This is a genomic window from Acidovorax sp. FJL06 (genome assembly GCF_003852545.1).
In the GTDB taxonomy this organism is placed as follows: domain Bacteria; phylum Pseudomonadota; class Gammaproteobacteria; order Burkholderiales; family Burkholderiaceae_C; genus Acidovorax.
Map to the genome: position 1 here is coordinate 38,125 of NZ_QAJR01000005.1, position 20,376 is coordinate 58,500.

At 66.9% G+C, this 20,376-nt stretch carries 15 protein-coding genes and 1 other RNA gene; 6 read left to right on the top strand and 10 right to left on the bottom strand.

Going from position 1 to position 20,376, the window contains the following annotated elements; genetic code table 11:
* Positions 1-15 precede the first annotated feature (15 nt).
* Positions 16-112: signal recognition particle sRNA small type (gene ffs, locus DBV10_RS03440), an RNA gene on the top strand.
* A gap of 237 nt (positions 113-349) precedes the next feature.
* Here ffs and DBV10_RS03445 read toward each other — a convergent pair.
* The 3 genes from DBV10_RS03445 to DBV10_RS03455 form a co-directional block, all read right to left on the bottom strand.
* Positions 350-1,717: a TIGR03862 family flavoprotein gene (locus DBV10_RS03445; protein WP_199740029.1), complete on the bottom strand. Its 1,368-nt coding sequence runs from the start codon at positions 1,715-1,717 to the stop codon at positions 350-352.
* Positions 1,718-1,773: 56 nt separating this feature from the next.
* Positions 1,774-5,265, bottom strand: coding sequence for an exodeoxyribonuclease V subunit beta (locus DBV10_RS03450; RefSeq protein WP_124510672.1), 3,492 nt, complete (start codon positions 5,263-5,265; stop codon positions 1,774-1,776).
* Positions 5,266-5,344: 79 nt separating this feature from the next.
* Positions 5,345-7,906, bottom strand: coding sequence for a PD-(D/E)XK nuclease family protein (locus DBV10_RS03455; RefSeq protein ID WP_124510674.1), 2,562 nt, complete (start codon positions 7,904-7,906; stop codon positions 5,345-5,347).
* Between the two features lie 109 nt (positions 7,907-8,015).
* On the opposite strand from DBV10_RS03455, the gene trxA reads away from it, so the two are divergent.
* From trxA to DBV10_RS03480, 5 genes are all read left to right on the top strand, one after another.
* Positions 8,016-8,348 (top strand): thioredoxin TrxA, encoded by a 333-nt coding sequence (gene trxA / locus DBV10_RS03460; RefSeq protein ID WP_008906761.1) that lies wholly within the window; start codon positions 8,016-8,018, stop codon positions 8,346-8,348.
* Positions 8,349-8,624: 276 nt separating this feature from the next.
* Entirely contained in the window at positions 8,625-9,887 is a 1,263-nt protein-coding gene (gene rho, locus DBV10_RS03465) for a transcription termination factor Rho (RefSeq protein WP_063459546.1), read from the top strand.
* 114 nt (positions 9,888-10,001) lie between these two features.
* Positions 10,002-10,256 carry a type B 50S ribosomal protein L31 gene (locus DBV10_RS03470; protein ID WP_124510676.1) on the top strand — a complete coding sequence of 85 codons (255 nt, stop codon included), beginning with the start codon at positions 10,002-10,004 and terminating at the stop codon, positions 10,254-10,256.
* 125 nt (positions 10,257-10,381) lie between these two features.
* Complete coding sequence (locus tag DBV10_RS03475; RefSeq protein WP_124510678.1) at positions 10,382-12,073, top strand: hypothetical protein; 1,692 nt, start codon at positions 10,382-10,384, stop codon at positions 12,071-12,073.
* Positions 12,073-13,440, top strand: a complete 1,368-nt coding sequence (locus DBV10_RS03480) for an MATE family efflux transporter (protein ID WP_124510680.1) — start codon at positions 12,073-12,075, stop codon at positions 13,438-13,440. Before DBV10_RS03475 ends, DBV10_RS03480 begins: the two co-directional genes overlap by 1 nt.
* Here the strand turns inward: DBV10_RS03480 and phoR are convergent.
* The 7 genes from phoR to pstS form a co-directional block, all read right to left on the bottom strand.
* The gene (gene phoR / locus DBV10_RS03485; RefSeq protein ID WP_124510682.1) at positions 13,394-14,737 is read right to left on the bottom strand and encodes a phosphate regulon sensor histidine kinase PhoR; all 1,344 of its coding nucleotides are present in this window, start codon (positions 14,735-14,737) and stop codon (positions 13,394-13,396) included. The genes DBV10_RS03480 and phoR overlap by 47 nt on opposite strands.
* Before the next feature lie 90 nt (positions 14,738-14,827).
* Complete coding sequence (phoB, locus tag DBV10_RS03490) at positions 14,828-15,535, bottom strand: phosphate regulon transcriptional regulator PhoB (protein WP_124510684.1); 708 nt, start codon at positions 15,533-15,535, stop codon at positions 14,828-14,830.
* 20 nt (positions 15,536-15,555) lie between these two features.
* On the bottom strand, positions 15,556-16,257 hold the full coding sequence (phoU, locus tag DBV10_RS03495; protein ID WP_124510687.1) for a phosphate signaling complex protein PhoU: 702 nt from the start codon (positions 16,255-16,257) through the stop codon (positions 15,556-15,558).
* A gap of 12 nt (positions 16,258-16,269) precedes the next feature.
* Positions 16,270-17,052, bottom strand: coding sequence for a phosphate ABC transporter ATP-binding protein PstB (gene pstB, locus DBV10_RS03500; protein ID WP_124510689.1), 783 nt, complete (start codon positions 17,050-17,052; stop codon positions 16,270-16,272).
* A gap of 61 nt (positions 17,053-17,113) precedes the next feature.
* Positions 17,114-17,968 carry a phosphate ABC transporter permease PstA gene (gene pstA / locus DBV10_RS03505; RefSeq protein ID WP_082836311.1) on the bottom strand — a complete coding sequence of 285 codons (855 nt, stop codon included), beginning with the start codon at positions 17,966-17,968 and terminating at the stop codon, positions 17,114-17,116.
* A gap of 39 nt (positions 17,969-18,007) precedes the next feature.
* On the bottom strand, positions 18,008-19,027 hold the full coding sequence (gene pstC, locus DBV10_RS03510; RefSeq protein ID WP_124510691.1) for a phosphate ABC transporter permease subunit PstC: 1,020 nt from the start codon (positions 19,025-19,027) through the stop codon (positions 18,008-18,010).
* Positions 19,028-19,107: 80 nt separating this feature from the next.
* Complete coding sequence (gene pstS, locus DBV10_RS03515; protein ID WP_124510693.1) at positions 19,108-20,130, bottom strand: phosphate ABC transporter substrate-binding protein PstS; 1,023 nt, start codon at positions 20,128-20,130, stop codon at positions 19,108-19,110.
* Positions 20,131-20,376: the final 246 nt, after the last annotated feature.

Genomic DNA, 20,376 nt, shown 5'->3' on the forward strand with positions numbered 1-20,376 from the left:
CGTACAATCAGCGGTGACGGGCCTCCTCGCATGGTGAAGCGGCCAACCGGGTCAGGTGGGGAACCAAGCAGCCCTAACTGTGGAGTCAGTGCCGGGGGTAAGGCTCGTCAACTTCTTCTTTCTTTTGCGCGCTCGCGCAAAAGTCCCCACCCCTGTATTTTTCGTAGAGCGCAATGGCAGGACTGCCCGGCTTGCCCAAAGCCCTGTGCGCGCCAGCGCCCAAGCGCCTTCTCATACAGATTCGCGTTAGATCAACATCAAACCGTTCGCGCTGAGCGCAGTCGAAGCCTCGCGCAGCGCTTCGACTACGCTCAGTAAACGGTTTTGTATTTTTGAATGCAGATTGGTATCACACCTCTGCAGGCTGCTCCAGCCAGCGCAGCGCCCCCTCTCCCGCCACACGGCCGCTGGCCATGCTGGCGGTGAGCAGATAGCCCCCGGTGGGCGCCTCCCAGTCCAGCATTTCACCCGCGCAGAACACACCCGGCAGGGCCGTGGCCATGAGGTGCGCATCGAGCGCCTCAAAGGCCACGCCGCCCGCCGTGCTGATGGCTTCGTCCAGCGGGCGCGCAGCCACCACGGTGATGGGCAGGGCCTTGATCGCGTGGGCCAGGGCCACGGGGTCGTTCATACCATCCTTGCCCAAGTGTTCGTACAGGATGCCCGCCTTGATGCCATCCAAGCCCAGGCGGCTCTTGAGGTGGCTGGAGAGCGACCGGGAACCGCGCGGGTGGCGCACTTCCACCAGCACACGTTCAGGGCTGTGGTCGGGCAGCAGGTCGAGGTGGAATGTGGCGTGGCCATGGGCTTGCACCTCGTCGCGCAGCAGGTGCGACGCGGCGTAGACCAGGCTGCCCTCCACCCCCGTGGCCGTGACCACAAACTCGCCCCGGCGGCTGAAGCTGTGGCCCTGGCTGTCGGTGAAACTGAGCGCCACGGTCTTGAAGGGCTGGCCCACAAACTTCTCGGCAAAATGCGGCGTCCAACCCACGGTGGGCGTAGGCGTGCGGCCCAGCAGCTCCTGCAGAAAGGCGCGGCGCGTCTCGCCCACCGGCGCATCGGCACGCAGCACATCAAAGCCGCAGTTGGAGGGGCGCAGCGGCGCCACGGCCACACCGCGCTGCGCCAGCAGCGGCGCCCAGGCACCGTCAGACCCCAAACGCGCCCAACTGCCGCCGCCCAGCGCCAGCACCACGGCCTTGGCGGCCACCGGCACCTCGCCTGCCGGCGCGGCAAAACGCAGAGCGCCCTCCTCGGCCCAGCCCAGCCAGCGGTGGCGCATGTGGAACAACACCCCCTGCCCGCGCAGGCGCTGCAGCCAGGCGCGCAGCAGGGGCGCGGCCTTCATGTCAGCGGGGAACACACGGCCCGAGGTGCCCACAAAGGTCTCCACCCCCAGCCCCTCAGCCCAGGCGCGCAGCGCGGGCCCACCAAAGGCCTGCAACAGCGGCTCGATCTGCTGCTCACGCCCGGCATAGCGGCCCACAAAGGGCTCGTGCGGCTCGGAATGCGTGAGGTTGAGCCCGCCCTTGCCTGCCAGCAAAAACTTGCGCCCTACCGACGGCATGGCATCGAACACATGCACGGCCACACCCGCCTGGGCCAGCACCTCGGCGGCCATCAGGCCCGCCGGGCCACCACCGATGACGGCCACGTCGCACTGCAAGGTCTCCGCAGACAGGGTGGAAGCATCGGAAGAAGGAAGGGTGTGAGACACGGGAGGCCTTGCTTAAAAAAGGGGGCGTTGCGCTGCGTGGGGACCGGAAGGACCGGTCAAAACAAGGAGCCTTGCGGAGAGTCCGCAGGCCCCGGCGCGGCACGGGCGCGCCCGAGCTTTGCGGGGACAACCGGCGCAGCGGGGGCGAGAGTATGCCCCACCGCTGGCGCCTGGGCGGCCGATGCCCCTACCGCACCGGGCACTTCGCCCACCAGCACCAAGCGCCCATCACCCGTGAGGAAGGCGGCGTACACGGCCTCGCCCGGCATCAGCGCCGACACGGCCTCACGGTAGCGCTGCAGTTGCGCCACCAGCGCCTGCTGGCGCTGGGGCTGGGCGGCGCTTTTGTAGTCCAGCACCCACCAGCCTGCCACGGCGTCATCTGCGGGCGACGCACGGCGCTGTACCAGCCGGTCGATGCGCAGGCTTTGGCCCTGGTAGTGCAGCGGGGCCTCGTTGATGGCGGTCTGCACCTGGGACGGGTCCCAGGCCCAGGCGCCCTCGCCCGCCAGAATGCCCTGTGCCATGCGGGCGGCCAGTTCGGCGGCAGCCGGGACAATGTCGTGGTCGCTGGCCAGCCGGGCGATGCGCGCCGCAGGCCAGCCGTGGGCGCGCAAGTCGGCCAACGGGGCACCGGCCACACCGGCCTGCTCCAGCAGCTGGTGCATGGCATCGCCTTGGCGGGACAACGGCGTGGAGTCGCCATCGCCGGGCATGGCCACGGGCGTGGCGCCACTGGGGTCGGCGGCTGCTGCACCCGGTTTGGTGCGGGCGCTTTGCAGGGCCTCGGGCAGGGGTTGCAGCGCGGCGATGGTGAAGGTATCGGGGGTTGCCCCGGCCCCGGCGGCGGGTGCCGGGGCAGTACCCACATCCACCTCGGGCACCAACGGAGCCAAGGGTGTCAGCCGGTTCCACCAGCTGCCCGGCGCCGAATTGCTGGGCTGCACGGACGACAGCGCCAGGCAGTGCTTGGCGCGCGTCATGGCCACGTAGAGCATGTTCAGCTCCTCGCGGCTGCGGGCCTGCTGCTCGGCGGCGAGTGCGTCCACCGCGCTGGGCGGCGGATTCGATTCGCTGGCCAAAAAGACGAAGGCCGAGGGCACGGTCTGCTCGCCGGGCCAGTCCACCAGCACGCCCATGGTCTCGGCCTTTTGTGGACGGGTGTCGGTATCGAGCAGCAGCACGCAGTCGGCCTCCAGCCCCTTGGCGCCGTGCACCGTCAGCAGGCGGATGGCCTGCGCGTCGGCACGGCCGGGGGCGCGCACGCCGCCCTTCTTCATGGCCCGCACCAAGGCATAGGGCGTGAGGTAACGGCCCCCGTCGTGCTGCAGCGCTGCGGCCAGCAGGGCGCGCAGGTTGGCCTGCACCGACAGGCGCTGGGTGGGGGGTGCGGCGGCGGCAAAACGGGCCAGCACGTCGCCATGCTCGTAGATGGCATGCAGCGCGTCGTGCGGCGGCAGGCTGCCTACCCAGGCCTGGTATTGAATCAAAACAGGCCCCAGCGCTTGCATATCAAGCGGTAGCAGCTCACTTTTCAATAGCAAATCAAACCAGCTACTGCCCGCATGTTCAGGCTGGCGGCGCAGCACGGCCAGGGCCACCAAAGCGTCGTCGCCCAGGCCAAACAACGGCGACTTGAGCGCGCGGGCCAAAGGCAGGTCGTGCGTGGGCGAGACCAGCACATCCAGCAGCGCCACCATGTCCTGCACCTCGGGCGCGTCGAACAGGTCGGCCTTTTCGGGCTGCACACAGGGCAGGTGCAGGGCGCGCAGGGCGTCCTGCATGCTGGCCAGGCGGTCGCGCTTGCGGGCCAGCACCAGCACCTCTTTGGGCGGCGTGCCGCTGGCAATCTGCGCGGCCACCCAGGCGGCGGCCTGCGTGCATTCGCGCATGCGCTGGGTTTCTTCGGCCTCGTGGCGGGGTTCGGTCAGGCTGTCGCGCCAGGCCAGGGGGTCGCGGCCTGCACCCAGGCTGTTGTCGTCCGCATCGGTGATGGCGGGCAGGCGCAGCAACTGGCCTGGGTGTTTGGATTCGGTGGTGTGGTCGCGGAATCCGCTGGTCTCGTGCTGCGCCTGGGCCTGGCCCATCACGGCGTTGACGGCGCCGATCACGCCCTGCGCATTGCGGCGTGTGTGGTCGCAGCTCAAGAGATCACCGCCCAGCCCATCGCGCACAAAAGCCTGCGCGGCGATGAACACCTGCGGCTCGGCGCGGCGGAAGCGGTAGATGCTCTGCTTGGGGTCGCCCACGATGAACACGCTGGGCGCGGCCGAACCGCCACCCGAGCCCGCGTAGCCCGACAGCCACGCGTGCAGCGCCTGCCACTGCAGCGGGTTGGTGTCCTGGAACTCATCGACCAGCAGGTGGCGAATGCGGGCATCGAGCCGCTCTTGCACCCAGCCGGAGAGCACCGGGTCGGCCAGCATGACCAGGGCGGTGCGCTCCACATCGTTCATGTCCACCCAGCCGTGCTGCTGCTTGACGGCCACAAACTGCGCAATCAGGCAACGCGCCAGCCGGGCCATGCGCTGCTGGTGCTGCCAAGCCTCGTGCTGGCGGCGTGCGGTGAGCAGGCGCTGCAGCTCGGGCTCGGCTTCTTGCGCGGTGGGGAACTTCTCGAGGTTCTTGGAGAGGCGGTCTTCCTTGGCCACGAACATCGCACGGCGCAATTGGTCCAGGCGCTGGTTCAGGTCGGTGCAGCCCAGCGCGTCGATGATGGCGTCGGCCGCCTTTTGGGGGGTCTTGTTGGCCTCGGCGCCCAGCACGCTGGCACGGCTGCGCCAGCGCTGAAGAACAGCTTCGGTCTGCAAAGCATCGGCGGGCTCCGCCAACGCGGCCAGTTCGGGGTAGGCCTGCTGGAACGGCGGCACCGAGGCATCCACCACGCCCGCCTCGTCCGCCAGATCGAACTCCACCCGCTTGGCCAGCGCCGCTGCCAGGGCCTTGTGCGTTTGCGAGCGGCCGTGGCGGGCCACCACGGCTTCGTAGTCGGCGCGCAGGCTGGCGCTGTCGGCCACGGTCTGCAAGAACGGGGGCCAGACCTCACGCACCGCCTCGGCATCGTCTTCGAGCAGCTCAAAGTGCGCGGGCAGGCCCTGCTGCTGCAACAGCGCCAGCGGCGCCGTGCCCAGCAGCGCGGCAAACCAGCTGTGGAAGGTGCGGATCTGCACCGGGCGGCCCGCAGTGAGCAGCTGGCGGTATAAATTTTGCAGCGCCTCGCGCTTGTCCAGCGCGCCCTGGGGGCTGATTCCCCTTGCAATCAGCTCGGCGGTGAGCTCCTCCAGCGGCTTGTGGCTGAATTGCTCCAGCCACTCCTGCAAACGCTGGCGCATTTCACCGGCCGCCTTCTTGGTGAAGGTGATGGCCAGGATCTCGTGCGGCGCACAGCCATCGAGCAGCGCGCGCAGCATGCGCGAGACCAGCATCCAGGTCTTGCCCGCACCCGCGCAGGCCTCCACCGCCACGCTGCGGGCAGGGTCGCAGGCAATGGCGTAGAAGGCCTCGCGCGAGACGGGGCGGCCGTTGTGTTCGTAAGCGGCCTGTTTCATCGCCGGGCCGCCCCAAGATGAAATGCGCCCCCCTTGGGGGGCAGCGACCACACGAAGTGAGGGAGCGTGGGGGCTCTATTCATTCCCAAAAGTCCTTTCGACACAGGCCGCGCACGGCGCAGTAGTCACACACCGAGCCCTCGCCCAATGCAGGAAGCGGCGCACCGGCGGCGATGCGGGCCATGTCGTGCTGGATGCCTTCGACCAGCACGTCGCGCAGATGCACCACCTCGTCCTGTTCATGCATTTGGGTTTCGCCGCGCTCGCCCACGTTGACGTAGGCGGCACGCAGCGTGTCGTGGCTCAGCAAGGCGGCGTAGAAGGCCAGTTGCGTGTCCTCCGCCCCGGACTTGATGCGCTGGCGAGTCACGCTGTCGCTTTCGGTTTTGTAGTCGATCACCAGCACCGTGGGCTCGCCCGTGGACGAGACGCCGTCGATGCGGTCAAGGGTGCCGACCAGCTCCAGGTCGCCCAGCGGCTGGCGCGCCTTGACCTCGGCCTGGCGGAAGCTGGCGCCCTGTTGCTCATGCCCGGCCAGCCATTGCAGGTAGCCATCGCGCAGCTGCGCCCAGCCTGCGGCAAAGGGCAAAAAGTCGCCGTCTTGCAAACACTGCTCGCGGGTGACGGCCTCGGCGGCGGCGTCCATGCGGGCGCGGCGCTCCTCCGCGTGGTCGGTCGGGTCGGCCAGCAAGGCTTCATGAAACTGCTGCAGCACGGCGTGCAGCCAGGTGCCAAAGTCGCGCTTGTCCACCTCGGCGTCCAGCTCGTCGGCCTCGCGCAGGCCCAGCTGGCGCTGGGCAAAGAAGCGGTACGGGCAGTGGCGCAGGTCGGAATACGCGGTGGACGACAGGTGTGCCACCGGCAGCGCCTGGCCCACGGGCTGGGGGCGCAGCGTGGGGGTGGCAGCCACTGCGCGGGCCGCACGGTCGTCCGTGCCGGATGTAGCGGCGCCATCCAGTTGCAGGGCCAGCACCAGGGCGCTGGCCAACAGGGGCTCACCGCCCTCGTCGCCGGTGCGCCACAGCACATCCACCACGGGCGTGCGCAGGGCGTGGGCCCAGGCGGCACGCTGGGCGGCTTCTAGCGATGGGCGTGTGGGCAGGCCCCAGGCCTCGCGCTGGGCCTGCGACCAGTCGCCAGCGGGTTCAGGCGCGGCTTGCAGGCGTTTTTCATCGCAGCCCGGCAGCACGGCAGCGGCAAAGGGGCGGGCCAGCAGCTGGGGCAGCGGCAGCACGACCACGGGGGCATCGGCCGCCTGCGTGGCCACATAGCGCCCGGCTTCGAGCACGTCTTTGGCCCAGCGGGTGAATTCGGCCAGCGCCATGCGGCGGCCTGCGCTGTCGCCCCAGCCGTCCAGCTCGGCCTGCTGGCCGTCTTGCAGGCGCAGGGCGGCCAGCACGCGCATGCCGGCCGGATCGGCCGAGAGGCCTTGCCACTGGCCGGCCTGCTCCAGCACGGCACGCAGGGCGGGCAGCCACTGCGCCAGCGGGCGGGCGGTGCGCAGGGTGTCGCGCCAGGCCTCCACGGTGGCCACGGTGCGGGCCAGGTGGGGTTGCGCGTTCAAATCCCGTGCGGCGGCAGCGCTCCAGTGCTGCACCACGCCCTTGCGCAGCCATCGCTCCAGGCGGTTGACCTCGCCCGGCATCAGCGCAGGGGTGTGCTTGATCCAGTCCAGCACCGTGTTGGAAGAGGCGTTCCACGCCGCCGCCTGCAGCGCGGCCATGACCCGTGAAGCGGCGCGTGTGGTGGAAAGAATCCAGCCGCTTTCATCGCGCACCAGCACGCCGCTGCTGTCCAGGTGGGCGAGCACGCGGCGGATCAAAGCGCGGTCGGTGGCGGCCAGCGCCACGGGCACGCGGCCATCGCGCACATGGGCCAGCACGCAGGCGGCGGCGCGGTGGGCTTCGTCTTCGGCATCGGTGGCGGCGTGCAAGGCCCGTTGCGGCGGTGCGGGGGCGTCATCGACCAGGGCAGGCAGCGCAATGCAGGCGCCCCGCTCACCCCAATGGGCCAGCAGGGCCTGGGGCAGCACATCGGACTGAAAGCCCTCCAGCTCCACCAAGGCATCCACGGCCGCGCGCACACCGGGCTCGAACAACACATCGGTGGCGTGGCGCGAGGCCAGCACCCATTCCAGCGCCAGGCGCGCCACCAGGGCTTCGTAGTGCAGGCTGCTGCCCTCGTCGGCGGTGGCCAGCAGTTTGCGGGCCGCATCGCCCCAGGCCGCGCGCTGCGCAGGGGGCACGGCGGCCACGGCGGGGGCCAGTTGGGCGGCGGCTTCTTGCAATGGCGTGGCCAGCATCTCGCGCTGGGCGCCCTGTCCCACACGGTCGAGCAAGGCGCGCGCCGTGAGGGTGTCGCGCGCCACGTCGCCCGCAAAATCGTCGGCCGAAGGCTCAAACACCTGCAACTGGCGCGCCCAGTTGCGGGTGGTTTCAAAACGCGGAGCAAACCCTTGCGGAAACTGCAGCGCCCAGTGGCGCTGGGCCCAGGGCATGAGCTGGGCGTAAGGCACCAGCACCACGGTGCGGGCCAGATGGGCGCCCCGGGCCTGGGCGTGCGCGGCCACCTGGGCCAGTGCACGCTGCCACAGGGCCGCGCCCAGGCCCGTGCGCTGATCGCTTTTCGCTATGACAGTCATAGCGTCGCAAGCCCCGGCCATACCGGTGAATGGGGGATTGGTTTCTGTCACAATGCCCAGACTTTAAACGTACACCGGTCCCAATCCGCTCAAAAACAAGGAATCCGCCATGGCCAGCGAACTCATCAAACATGTCTCTGACGCCAGCTTTGAAGCCGACGTGCTCCAACCCGGCTCCGCCGTGCTGGTGGACTACTGGGCCGAATGGTGCGGCCCCTGCAAGATGATTGCCCCCATCCTGGACGAAGTCGCAGGCACCTACCAAGGCAAGCTGCAGATCGCCAAGATGAACGTGGACGAAAACCGCGAGATCCCCGCCAAGTTCGGCATCCGCGGCATCCCCACCCTGATGCTGTTCAAGGATGGCCAGCTGGCCGCCACCAAGGTGGGCGCGATGAGCAAGGCGCAACTGACCGCCTTCATCGATCAGCAACTGGCCTGACCCCCCAAAAAGCCCCGCTGGTGTGCCGCCTGCGGGGCATTTTTTGGGATGCATTCGGCACGTACCCGGCGCCAGGGTGCCGATGCCGTGACCGCCCCCATGGCGCGCGCCTGAAGCACCTGCTTTTTTTCCTGTCATAATTCTTCCCGATCACCGGCCTGCACGCATTGGCAGCCGGACCAAGATCCCCGGCGAGCCGGGCCTGCAAACAGCAGCCCATCCGGCCCCAGCCCCTCTCCCCCAAGATTCTTACCAGCTCCGCCAAGGAGTCATTCCATGCACTTAAACGAACTCAAGGCACTGCACGTGTCTGAAGTCCTGAAGCAGGCCGAAGAACTCGAAATCGAAAACACGGGCCGGATGCGCAAACAGGAGCTGATGTTTGCCATCATCAAGAAGCGCGCCAAGGCCGGCGAGCAGGTGTTTGCGGATGGCGTGCTGGAAATCCTGCCCGACGGCTTTGGCTTTTTGCGCAGCCCCGACACCAGCTTCACGGCGAGCACGGACGACATCTACATCAGCCCCAGCCAGGTGCGCCGCTTCAACCTGCACACCGGCGACATGATCGAAGGCGAAGTGCGCACCCCCAAGGATGGCGAGCGCTACTTTGCCCTGACCAAGCTCGACGCCGTCAACGGCGGCCCGCCGGAGCAGAACAAGCACAAGGTGATGTTCGAGAACCTGACGCCCCTGTTCCCCAAGGAGCAGATGCGCCTGGAACGCGAGATCAAGGGCGAAGAGAACATCACCGGCCGCATCATCGACATCATCGCGCCCATCGGCCGCGGCCAGCGTGCGCTGATCGTCGCCCCGCCCAAGAGCGGCAAGACGGTGATGATGCAGCACATCGCCCACGCCATCACGGCCAACAACCCTGACGTGCACCTGATGGTGCTGCTGGTGGACGAGCGCCCTGAAGAAGTGACCGAAATGCAGCGCACGGTGAAGGGCGAAATCATCGCCTCCACCTTCGACGAGCCCGCCGCCCGCCACGTGCACGTGGCCGAGATGGTGATCGAGCGCGCCAAGCGCCTGGTCGAACTGAAGAAAGACGTGGTGATCCTGCTGGACTCCATCACCCGCCTGGCCCGCGCCTACAACAACGTCGTGCCGTCGAGCGGCAAGGTGCTGTCCGGCGGTGTGGACGCCGCCGCGCTGCAGCGCCCCAAGCGCTTCTTCGGCGCCGCGCGCAAGGTCGAGGAAGGTGGTTCGCTGACCATCATCGCCACCGCGCTGGTGGACACCGGCAGCCGCATGGACGAAGTGATCTTTGAAGAATTCAAGGGCACGGGCAACTGCGAAATCCACCTGAACCGCCGCCTGTACGAAAAGCGCGTGTTCCCCGCCATCGAGCTCAACAAGAGCGGCACGCGCCGCGAAGAGCTGCTGCTGGCGCCCGAGATCCTGCAAAAGACCCGCATCCTGCGCCAGTTCATGTACAACATGGACGAGATCGAGTCCATGGAGCTCATGATCAAGAACATGAAGGCCACCAAGACCAATGTGGACTTCTTCGACATGATGAGGCGCGGGGGCTGATCCTCAGCCTATGCCATAATAGAGGGCTTTTTCTGCGGAAAGTACGCTGGATGTTCCACGGCGCAAAGGTTGCTCCGGGTCCCGCACGGCTCCCGCACTTGACAAGGATTGATCATGAAAGAAGGCATTCACCCCAACTACCGCGAAGTCCTGTTCGTGGACCTGTCCAACGGTTTCAAGTTCGTGACCCGTTCGTGCGTGAACACGAAGGAAATGGAAACCTTCGAAGGCAAGGAATACCCGCTGTTCAAGCTGGACACCTCCTCTGAATCGCACCCCTTCTACACCGGCACGCAAAAGTCCGTGGACAACATGGGTGGCCGCGTGGAGCGCTTCCGCAACCGTTTCGGCAAGACCGCAGCGAAGTAATTCGCCTCCTGCGTTCCCGCCAAAAAGGCAGCCCGGGCAACCGTGCTGCCTTTTTCTTTGCTTTTGCCCTTATTCTCGGTGGCTCTCTCCCGCCCGCCCTCCTTCGCCTTGCTGCCCACTGACGCGTGACCCCACCCACCCCCGCCATCGTTACCCAAAATGCCGTGAGCCCGCTTCCACGCTGGGCGCTGTTGTTGCTGTGCATTGCCTATGTGGTGCCGGGCTTTGTCGGGCGTGACCCCTGGAAAAATGCCGACGTCACAGCCTTTGGCTACATGCTGGAGCTGGCCCAGGGCCGCACCCCGTGGCTTGCCCCCCTGCTCGGCGGCATGCCGCCCGAGACCGAAGGGCTGCTGCCCTACTGGCTGGGGGCCTGGGCCATGCAGATCGCACCCTCCTGGCTGTTGTCGGCCGAGATGGCGGTGCGCATTCCGTTTGCCGGGCTGCTGGCCCTCACACTCATTGCCACCTGGTACGGCGTGTACTACCTGGCCCGCAGCCCCGGCGCCCAGCCCGTGGCGTTTGCGTTTGGCGGCGAGGCCCCGCCCCTGGACTACGCCCGCGCGATGGCCGACGGCGCACTGCTGGCCCTGATCGCCTGCCTGGGGCTGGCCCAGCTGTCGCACGAAATCACGAGCTATCTCGTGCAGCTCTGCTGTACGGCGCTGCTCTTTTTTGCCGTGGCCGCCCTGCCGCACCGCACCGTGGCGCCTGCCGTGGCCTTGGTGGTCGGCATGCTCGGGCTGACGCTGGCAGGCGCCCCCGCACTGGCCGCGATGCTGGGCGTGGGCAGCGCAGCGCTGGTGGTGCTGGCCCCTGGCAGCCACACCGACCGCCGCTGGCCCTGGGCGCTGGGCCTGCTGGCCGCCACGCTGGCGGCTGCCTGGGCCGCCTGGGCGCTGGACCTGTGGCGCTGGCGCATCGTGGGCACCAATGGAGGTGGCAGCCTGGCGCGCCTGCTGCTGTGGTTTGGCTGGCCCGCCTGGCCGCTGGCGCTGTGGACGCTGTGGCGCTGGCGCAAGCAGATCGTGAGCCGCCAAGGGCACCGGCATCTGCTGCTGCCCCTGGGGTTCTCGGCCGTGTCCATTGCCGCCACCATCACCACCCAGCCCGCAGACCGGGCCCTGCTGCTGGGCCTGCCCGCCATGGCTGCACTGGCCGCATTTGCGCTGCCCACGCTGCGCCGCAGCGTGGGGGCGCTGATCGACTGGTTCACGCTGCTGTTCTTCACCGTGTCCGCGCTGGCGATCTGGGTGATCTGGATTGCCATGCAAACCGGCGTGCCCGCCAAGCCGGCGGCCAATGTGGCCAAGCTGGCGCCGGGGTTTGTGCCACAGTTCTCGGCGCTGGCCCTGGTGGTGGCCCTGGCCGCCACCGTTGGCTGGTGTGGCCTGGTCTGGTGGCGCGCCTCCCGCGACCGTGCGCCCATCTGGAAGAGCCTGGTGCTGCCCGCCGGGGGCGCCGCCCTGGGCTGGGTGCTGCTGATGACGCTGTGGCTGCCGCTGCTGGACTACGCACGCAGCTACGGCCCCCAGGTGCGCAACGTGGTGGCGGCCCTGGGGCCCGAGCCCGGCTGCATCCAGACGGTGGGGCTGAGCCGTGCCCAGGTGGCCGCGCTGCAGTACCACGGCCAGCTCTCGCTGCAGCGGGCGGGCCTGCAGGATGAATGCCAGTGGCTGCTGGCAGACATTGCCTCGTGGCCCGCGTCCGAGCGCATGGTCAACGCGGCCCTGTGGGAGCCCAAGGCCACCCTGCCCCGTCCGACGGACAAGAACGACCACCTTCTGCTGCTGCGCCGCAAGGGCCCGGCGCGCTGATGTCCGAGCGCTCCACCATCACCCGCCACGCCCTCACGGTGCTGGCCGGGCAACTGGCGGTCATGGCCTTTGGCGTGACGGACACCATCGTTGCCGGCCGCTACAGCGAGGCCTCGCTCGCCGCGCTGTCCGTGGGGTCGGCGATTTTCATCAGCGTCTATGTGGCGCTGATTGGCGTGCTGCAGGCCTTGCTGCCCGTGTGGGCAGAGCAGCGCGGCGCACGCGAGACCGACGGTGTTGGCCGCTCGCTGCGGCAGGCCCTGTACCTGTGCGGCGCGGCCGCGCTGGCGGGCATGGCGATCCTGCTCTCGCCGGGGCCCATCCTGCGCTGGACCGAAGTGCCCGCCGCCCTGCAGTCCGATGTGGAGAGCTACCTGGCCGTGCTGGCGCTGGCGCTGCCCCCGGCCCTGCTGTTCCGCATCTACAGCACGCTGAACCAGGCCCTGGGCCGGCCCCAGCTGGTGACCTGGCTGCAGGTGGGCTCGCTGTTCATCAAGCTGCCGCTGTCGGTGTGGTTCACGTTTGGCGGCGCCGGCCTGCCCGCGCAGGGCGTGGTGGGCTGCGCCTGGGCCACGCTGGCCGTCAACTGCAGCATGCTGGTGCTGGCCATCTGGCTGCTGCGCACCCAGGATCTCTACGAACCCCTGGGCCTGTGGCGCCGCATGGAACCGCCGCACTGGCCCACCATCGCCGGCTTTGCACGGCTGGGCATTCCTGCGGGCCTGGCCGTGATGGTCGAGGTGACCTCGTTCACGCTGATGGCGCTGTTCATTGCGCGCCAGGGCACCACGGCATCGGCAGCCCACCAGATTGCAGCCAACCTGGCCGCCGTGCTCTACATGGTGCCGCTGTCGCTGGCGATTGCCACCAGCGCACGGGTAAGCTACTGGCTGGGTGCGGGCAACCCCGCGCAGGCCCGCAAGGTGGTCTTTATAGGTTTCAGGCTCTCTGCGCTTGCAGGCATTGCGCTAGCAGCTACATTATTGATAGCGAAAAATCATATCGGCAGTGTGTATTCGACCCATGCCAGCGTGGTGGCCATGACCGGGGGCGTGCTGGTGTGGGTGGCGGCGTACCACGCGGCCGATGCGCTGCAAACCCTGTGCGTGTTTGTGCTGCGCTGCTACCGCATCACCCTGGCCCCGCTGGCCGTGTACTGCACCCTGCTGTGGGGTGCGGGCCTGGGTGGCGGCTATTGGCTGGCCTACGCGGGCAGCGGCCCCTGGGCCGGGGTGCCGTCGCCCACCCCGTTCTGGGCCGCCAGCGCCACCGCCCTGGCAGTCACGGCCGCGCTGTTTGTGGCCATGCTCTGGCGGGCCATCAGCCCGGCAGCACAAAGCCGCGCAGCCGGTTCGCTGGGAAGGTGACCGCAAACACCGAGCCCTTGCCCAGGGTGCTGGAGATATCGAGCGTGGCGCCATGGCGCTGCAGCACATGCTTGACGATGGCCAGCCCCAGGCCCGTGCCGCCGGTTTCGCGCGAGCGGCTGCGGTCCACGCGGTAAAAGCGCTCCGTCAGGCGCGGAATGTGTTCGGGCGCAATGCCGGGGCCCGTGTCCTGCACCGAGAAAACGGCGCGACCATCGTCCTTGCGCTCCCACCGCACGGCGATGGAGCCGCCTGCGGGCGTGTAGCGCACGGCGTTGTTGACCAGGTTGGACAAGGCGCTCTGCAGCTCGGCAGGCACACCCGCAATGTCGCCTTCGCTGCGCAGGGCCTCGGCCACCGGGAATCGGATCTCGTGCGTGCGCTGCTGGTTCTGCGTGAGCAGCGCCGACAGGGCCCGGCCCTCCTCTTCGCAGCGTTGCATCAGCGATTGCACGGGCGTCCACTCGGCCATGCCGGGCAGCGGGCTGCCCTCCAGGCGCGACAGCGTGAGCAGATCCTGCACCACGCTTTGCATGCGCTGGGCCTGCTGCGCCATCATGCCCAGGTAGCGGGAGCGTTCGTCGGCACTCAAGGGCAGGGTCTGCAAGGTTTCGACAAAACCCGTCAGCACGGTGAGGGGTGTGCGGATCTCGTGCGACACATTGGCCACGAAGTCGCGCCGCATGGCATCGGCCTGCTCCAGCGCCGTGACATCGCGCGACAGCAGCAAGGTGCGCCCATCGCCATACGGGTGCAGGTGCACCGAGATGCGCACCGGGCGCGAGGGCGTGCTCAGGCGCCCCTCCAGCACCACGTCGCTGGAAAAATCCTTGGCCGCAAAGTAGGCCGTGAACTCGGGGTTGCGCAGCAGGTTGCCGATGGACTGCATCACATCGCGCTGGGCATCAAAGCCAAACTGGCTCGCCGCCATCTGGTTGCACCACTCGATGCGGCCCTGCGTATCGAGCAGCACCACGCCATTGGGCGAAGCCTGCAGCGCCGCCAGGATCTCCTGCAGCCGGTCCTGGCTGTCACGGACCAGGGCCTCCTGCCGGCGCAGCAGGCGCCGGGCCCGGTCCGCCGCCTCGCCCCAGATGCCACGCATCACGGGCACATCCGCCAGATCGCCCGTGCGCAGCCAGCGCAGCACACGCACGCCACGCAACAGGTCCCAGACAAACCAGGCCCAGCCCGCCAGCGCAGCCCCCAGGGCCGCGCCCCAGGGGCCGCCCTCCCACCAGCCCAACCCTCCGCCCCCGATCTGCCAGAGCAGGAAATACGTTATTCGCCACAGCATGCGCTCAGCCAAGCCTTCTCAAAAAAAACCAGGGGCGCAACCTGTGCGCCCCATCCAACATTCAAAACACCGGGCTTGCGGGCCCAGCCCTCACGCCTGGAGCTGCACCTGGGGCTGCGCCGTGAGCCGGTAGCCCGCGCCACGCACGGTCTCCACCATCACAGAAGCCGCGCCCAGTGCTTCGCGCAAGCGTTTCACATGCACGTCCACCGTGCGCTCCTCGATGAAGACATGGTCGCCCCACACCTTGTCGAGCAGCTGCGAGCGGCTGTGCACGCGCTCGGCATGCTTCATCAAGAAATGCAACAGCTTGAATTCGGTGGGCCCCACCTTGAGGGGCTGCGCCTGGAAGGACACGCGGTAGGTGCCGGCATCCAGCACCAGCTCGCCAATCGTCACGCTGTCACTCACCTGCTCGGGCGCACGGCGGCGCAGCACGGCGCGGATGCGGGCCAGCAGCTCCTGCGTGGAGAACGGCTTGGTGATGTAGTCGTCGGCACCGGCGTCCAGGCCCGCGACCTTGTCCGGCTCGTCGCCACGCGCAGTGAGCATGAGGATGGGGATGGGCTTGGTGCGGCTGTCGGCGCGCCACTTGCGCGCCAGCGACAGGCCGCTTTGCCCGGGCAGCATCCAGTCGAGCAGGATGACATCCGGCAGCACGGCATCCAGCTCGCGCTGGGCAGAGTCGCCGTCTTCCGCCCAAAAGGGCTGGAATCCGTTGTGGCGCAGATTGACGGCAATCAGCTCGGCGATGGCGGGTTCGTCCTCCACGATGAGGACGCGTGGGAGCTTTCTCATAAATTTGCCAAAGCCCTTTCTTACAGCACGGTCGACTCGATCTCGTCGAGGGCAGTGTGGCGCACATCCTTGCCCTTGACCAGATAGATGATCAGCTCGGCCACATTCTTGGAATGGTCTCCGATGCGCTCGATCGCCTTGGCCAGGAACAACAGGTCCAGGCTGGGCGAGATGGTGCGGGGGTCTTCCATCATGTAGGTGACGAGCTTGCGCACGAAGCCATCGAACTCCTTGTCGATGAGGTCGTCCTCCTTGAGGATGGCCACGGCGGCCTTGACATCCATGCGCGCAAACGCATCCAGCGTCTTGCGCAGCAGGCCCGAGGCCAGCTCGGCCGCCGTGCGCAGGTCGCTGGACGGCAGCGAGCGCGGGGCGCCGCTTTCGATGATGGAGCGCACCATGCGGGCCATCTTGTTGGCCTCATCGCCCATGCGTTCCAGGTTGGCCGTGGCCTTGGAGAAGGCCAGCAGCAGGCGCAAATCGCGCGCAGTGGGCTGGCGGCGGGCGATGATGGAGGACAGCTCCTGGTCGATCTCGACCTCCATCGCATTGACACGGGCCTCCATCGAGGCCACGGTGTCCACGGCCTCCAGGCTGAACTGAGAGAGCGCATACACCGCCTGGCGGATTTGCGACTCCACCAGGCCGCCCATCTCCATGACGCGGGCGGAGACGCTGTTGAGCTCGCTGTCGAACTGCGAGGAAAGATGTTTATCGGGCATCTCGTTGTCTCCTTAGCCGAAACGGCCGGTGATGTAGTCTTCGGTTTCCTTGCGCTCGGGCTTGAAGAAGATCTGCTCGGTGGCACCGAACTCGATCATCTCGCCCAGGTACATGTAGGCGGTGTAGTCGCTGCAGCGCGCAGCCTGCTGCATGTTGTGGGTCACGATGGCAATCGTGTAGTCGTGCTTGAGCTCGTCGATCAGCTCCTCGATCTTGGCGGTGGACAGCGGGTCCAGCGCCGAGGTGGGCTCGTCGAGCAGCAGCACCGAAGGCTTGACGGCCACGCTGCGCGCAATGCACAGGCGCTGCTGCTGGCCGCCCGACAGCGACAGGCCGCTCTGGTGCAGCTTGTCCTTCACTTCGGCCCACAGCGCGGCCTTGGACAGCGCCCATTCCACGCGGTCGTCCATCTCGCTCTTGCTCAGCGTTTCATACAACTTCACGCCAAACGCGATGTTGTCGTAGATGGACATGGGAAACGGCGTGGGCTTCTGGAACACCATGCCGATGCGGGCGCGCAGCAGGTTGATGTCCTGCTTGGCGTCCAGGATGTCCTGGCCGTAGAAACTGATGGAACCCTCGGCGCGCTGGCCGGGATACAGGCTGTACATGCGGTTGAGCGTGCGCAGCAGCGTGGACTTGCCGCAGCCGGAGGGGCCGATGAAGGCCGTCACCTTGTGCTCGGCGATGTCCAGGCTCACGTTGCGCAGGCCCTGGAATTTGCCGTAGAAAAAGCTCAGGTTGCGCAGCTCCAGCGCATTCTTGCTGGCAGTGGCGGTAGCGGTGGCGTTCATTGTCAAATCCTGAAAATGGAGGCGGTCTTGTCAGTGTCTGCAGTGGGGGCGGCGGGCTGGGTCAGACGCGGTTTTTCTCGCGCAGGAACACCCGTGCCACGACGTTGAGGATCAGCACCGACAGCGTGATGAGCAGTGCACCGCCCCAGGCCAGGCGCACCCAGTTTTCGTAGGGGCTGAGCGCAAACTGGAAAATCACCACGGGCAAGTTGGCCATGGGGGCGTTCATGTTGGTGCTGAAGAACTGGTTGTTCAGCGCCGTGAACAGCAGGGGCGCCGTCTCGCCGCTGATGCGGGCCACGGCCAGCAGCAGGCCGGTCATCACGCCGCTGCGGGCCGCGCGCAGGGTGACCATGGTGGACACCTTCCAGCGCGGCGCGCCTAAAGCGAAGGCCGCTTCACGCAGGCTGCCGGGCACCAGGCGCAGCATGTTCTCCGTGGTGCGCACGACCACAGGCACGGCGATCAGCGACAGCGCCAGGCTACCGGCCCAGCCGGAGAAGTTGCCCACCGTGGCCACGGCAATCGCATAGACGAACAGCCCCAGCACGATGGAGGGTGCCGACAGCATGATGTCGGTCACGAAGCGGGTCAGCTCGGCGGTCTTGCTCTGGCCGCTGTACTCGGCCAGGTACACGCCCGCCAGCACGCCGATGGGGGTGGACACCAGCACGGTGAAGCCCACCATCATCAGGCTGCCCACGATGGCGTTGGCCAGGCCACCGCCTTCCGAGCCCGGTGCCGGGGTAGATTGGGTGAACATGTTCCAGTCCAGCGCGGCAAAGCCGTTGGACAGCAACACGCTCAGGATCCAGAGCAGCACGAACAGCCCCAGCACCATGGCGCCCAGGGACAGGGTCAGGCCGATGGCGTTGGAGCGCTGGCGCTTTTTGTAGAGTTGTTGGTTGAATTCCATGGAGCAGATCTCAATAGAGGCGGTTCATGGTGGATGGGGTCACAGGCCCTTGGCCTTCTCGGCGCGCAGCAGCATGATCTTGGCGGCCGACAGCACCACGAAGGTGATCACGAAGAGCAGGAAGCCCAGGGCAAACAAGGTGGACAGGTGGAAGTCCGCCGCTTCGCCAAACTCGTTGGCCAGTGTCGAAGCGATGGAGGTGCCTGGCGAAAACAGCGAGGTGGGCATGCGGTTGGCATTGCCGATCACAAAGGTCACCGCCATGGTTTCACCCAAAGCGCGGCCCAGGCCCAGCATCACGCCGCCAATCACGCCTTTTTGCGTGTAAGGCAGCACGACGCGGCGCACCACCTCCCAGGTCGTGCAACCCAGGCCATAGGCCGACTCGCGCAGGATGGGGGGCACGATCTCGAACACATCGCGCATCACGGCCGCCACAAAGGGCAGCACCATGAACGCAAGCACGATGCCCGCCGCCAGAATGCCGAAACCGTTGGTGCTGCCGCCGAACAGGAAGCCCACCAGCGGCATGGAGCTCAGCAGCTTCTGCACCGGCACCTGCAAGTAGTCGGCAAACAGCGGCGCAAACACGAACAGGCCGAACATGCCGTAGATGATGGACGGCACGGCCGCGAGCAATTCCACCGCCGTGCCCAGCGGGCGGCGCAGCCACACTGGGCAGGTTTCGGTCAGGAACAGCGCAATGCCGAAGGCCAGCGGCACCGCGATCAGCAGCGCAATGCCCGCACTGGCCAGGGTGCCCACGATGGCGATGGCGGCACCGAATTCTTCATTGACGATGTCCCACTCCACGCGCCAGATGAACTGGGCGCCGAACTTGTGGAACGTTGGCCATGCATAGACAAAAAGAGAAACGATGATGCCCAGCAACGCTGCAAGCACCAGCAACGAAAGGCTTTGGGTCAACCGGTGGAAGAAGATGTCCTGCAGGTGCTGGCGCCTGGCAATCGACACCATGGTTTTGGTGGGGACGTCCGTCGTCTTGGCGGACACAGGTTGCGAACTCATGGTGGTTCCCACGCTCATGTTGACTCCCATCTGGCTTCTGGAGGCTCCACAAACCAGCACCCATCGGCCAGACCGGCCGGCCGATGGAGGCTATTTTGGAGCAAACGAACTTACTTCTTGATCTGCGACCAGACTTTGGAGCGGATCTCGGCGGTCAGGCTGTCGGGCAGGGGCACATAGTCCAGGTCTGCCGCCATGCCCTTGCCGTTCTTGAACGCCCAGTCAAAGAACTTCAGCACTTCGGCCGACTGGGCCTTGTCGGCGGGGTCCTTGTACATGAGGATGAAGGAGGCCGTGCTCACCGGCCAGCTGCTGGCGCCCTTGGCGTTCACCATCGAAATGCCCATGCCCGGCGCGCTGAACCAGTCGGCACTGGCAGCAGCGGCGGCAAAGGTGGTGTCGTCAGGGCTCACGTACTTGCCATCGGCGTTCTGCAGTTGCAGAAAGTTCATGTTGTTCTTCTTGACATAGGCGTACTCGACGTAGCCGACGGCGCCCTTCACGCGGGTCACGTTGGCGGCCACGCCTTCGTTGCCTTTGCCGCCCACCGAAGAGGCCGCAGGCCACTTCACGGCAGCGCCCTTGCCCACGGAATCCGCCCATTCCTTGCTGACGGCAGACAGGTAGTCGGTCCAGTTGAACGTGGTGCCCGAACCGTCTGCACGGTGGACCACGGTGATGTTCTGGTCGGGCAGGGACTTGCCGGGGTTCAGTGCGGAGAGCTTGGCGTCATTCCACTTGGCGATCTTGCCCAGGAAAATCTCGGCCAGCACCGGGCCCGTCACACGCAGCTCGCCGGGCTTGAAGCCTTCCAGGTTGATCACGGGCACCGTGCCGCCAATGATGGCGGGGAACTGCACCATGCCATCCTTGTCCAGGTCTGCTCCCGACACCGGGGCGTCCGTGGCGCCAAACACAACGGTCTTGGCACGGATCTGGCGAATGCCACCGGAAGAACCGATGGACTGGTAGTTGAGGCCCGTTCCCGTTTCCTTCTTGTAGGCTTCCGCCCACTTGGCATACATGGGGAACGGAAAGGTTGCACCTGCGCCGGTGATGTCCGCTGCGAAAGCACTTCCAACAGCCAGGGAGGCCAGTGCGACAGCAACGGTTTTGAGAAATGCGCGTTTCATTGATGACCTTTCGGCTAGGGTTAACAGGAACAGCACGAACTCTAGGGGCCCAAGATGACAGTTCAGTGACACAAAAGGCATCTCCGGGGTCATTGCCACAAAGCTGGCAGGCAGCACTTTGGAAGGTCACCCGCCTGTCACAAACCAGCGACACACTTCCACGAATTAAAAGCCCCCCACGCCAAACGGCAACGGGGCCCCAGCCCCGGCCCCCCCTGAAAGCTCGCGGTACGATGCCGGACGACG

Bases quoted from the DNA above. Each gene is read 5' to 3' on its own strand.
- DBV10_RS03450 (WP_124510672.1), bottom strand. From the start codon at position 5,265: ATGAAACAGGCCGCTTACGAACACAACGGCCGCCCCGTCTCGCGCGAG.
- DBV10_RS03455 (WP_124510674.1), bottom strand. From the start codon at position 7,906: ATGACTGTCATAGCGAAAAGCGATCAGCGCACGGGCCTGGGCGCGGCC.
- trxA (WP_008906761.1), top strand. From the start codon at position 8,016: ATGGCCAGCGAACTCATCAAACATGTCTCTGACGCCAGCTTTGAAGCC.
- rho (WP_063459546.1), top strand. From the start codon at position 8,625: ATGCACTTAAACGAACTCAAGGCACTGCACGTGTCTGAAGTCCTGAAG.
- DBV10_RS03470 (WP_124510676.1), top strand. From the start codon at position 10,002: ATGAAAGAAGGCATTCACCCCAACTACCGCGAAGTCCTGTTCGTGGAC.
- DBV10_RS03480 (WP_124510680.1), top strand. From the start codon at position 12,073: ATGTCCGAGCGCTCCACCATCACCCGCCACGCCCTCACGGTGCTGGCC.
- phoR (WP_124510682.1), bottom strand. From the start codon at position 14,737: ATGCTGTGGCGAATAACGTATTTCCTGCTCTGGCAGATCGGGGGCGGA.
- phoB (WP_124510684.1), bottom strand. From the start codon at position 15,535: ATGAGAAAGCTCCCACGCGTCCTCATCGTGGAGGACGAACCCGCCATC.
- phoU (WP_124510687.1), bottom strand. From the start codon at position 16,257: ATGCCCGATAAACATCTTTCCTCGCAGTTCGACAGCGAGCTCAACAGC.
- pstB (WP_124510689.1), bottom strand. From the start codon at position 17,052: ATGAACGCCACCGCTACCGCCACTGCCAGCAAGAATGCGCTGGAGCTG.
- pstA (WP_082836311.1), bottom strand. From the start codon at position 17,968: ATGGAATTCAACCAACAACTCTACAAAAAGCGCCAGCGCTCCAACGCC.
- pstC (WP_124510691.1), bottom strand. From the start codon at position 19,027: ATGGGAGTCAACATGAGCGTGGGAACCACCATGAGTTCGCAACCTGTG.
- pstS (WP_124510693.1), bottom strand. From the start codon at position 20,130: ATGAAACGCGCATTTCTCAAAACCGTTGCTGTCGCACTGGCCTCCCTG.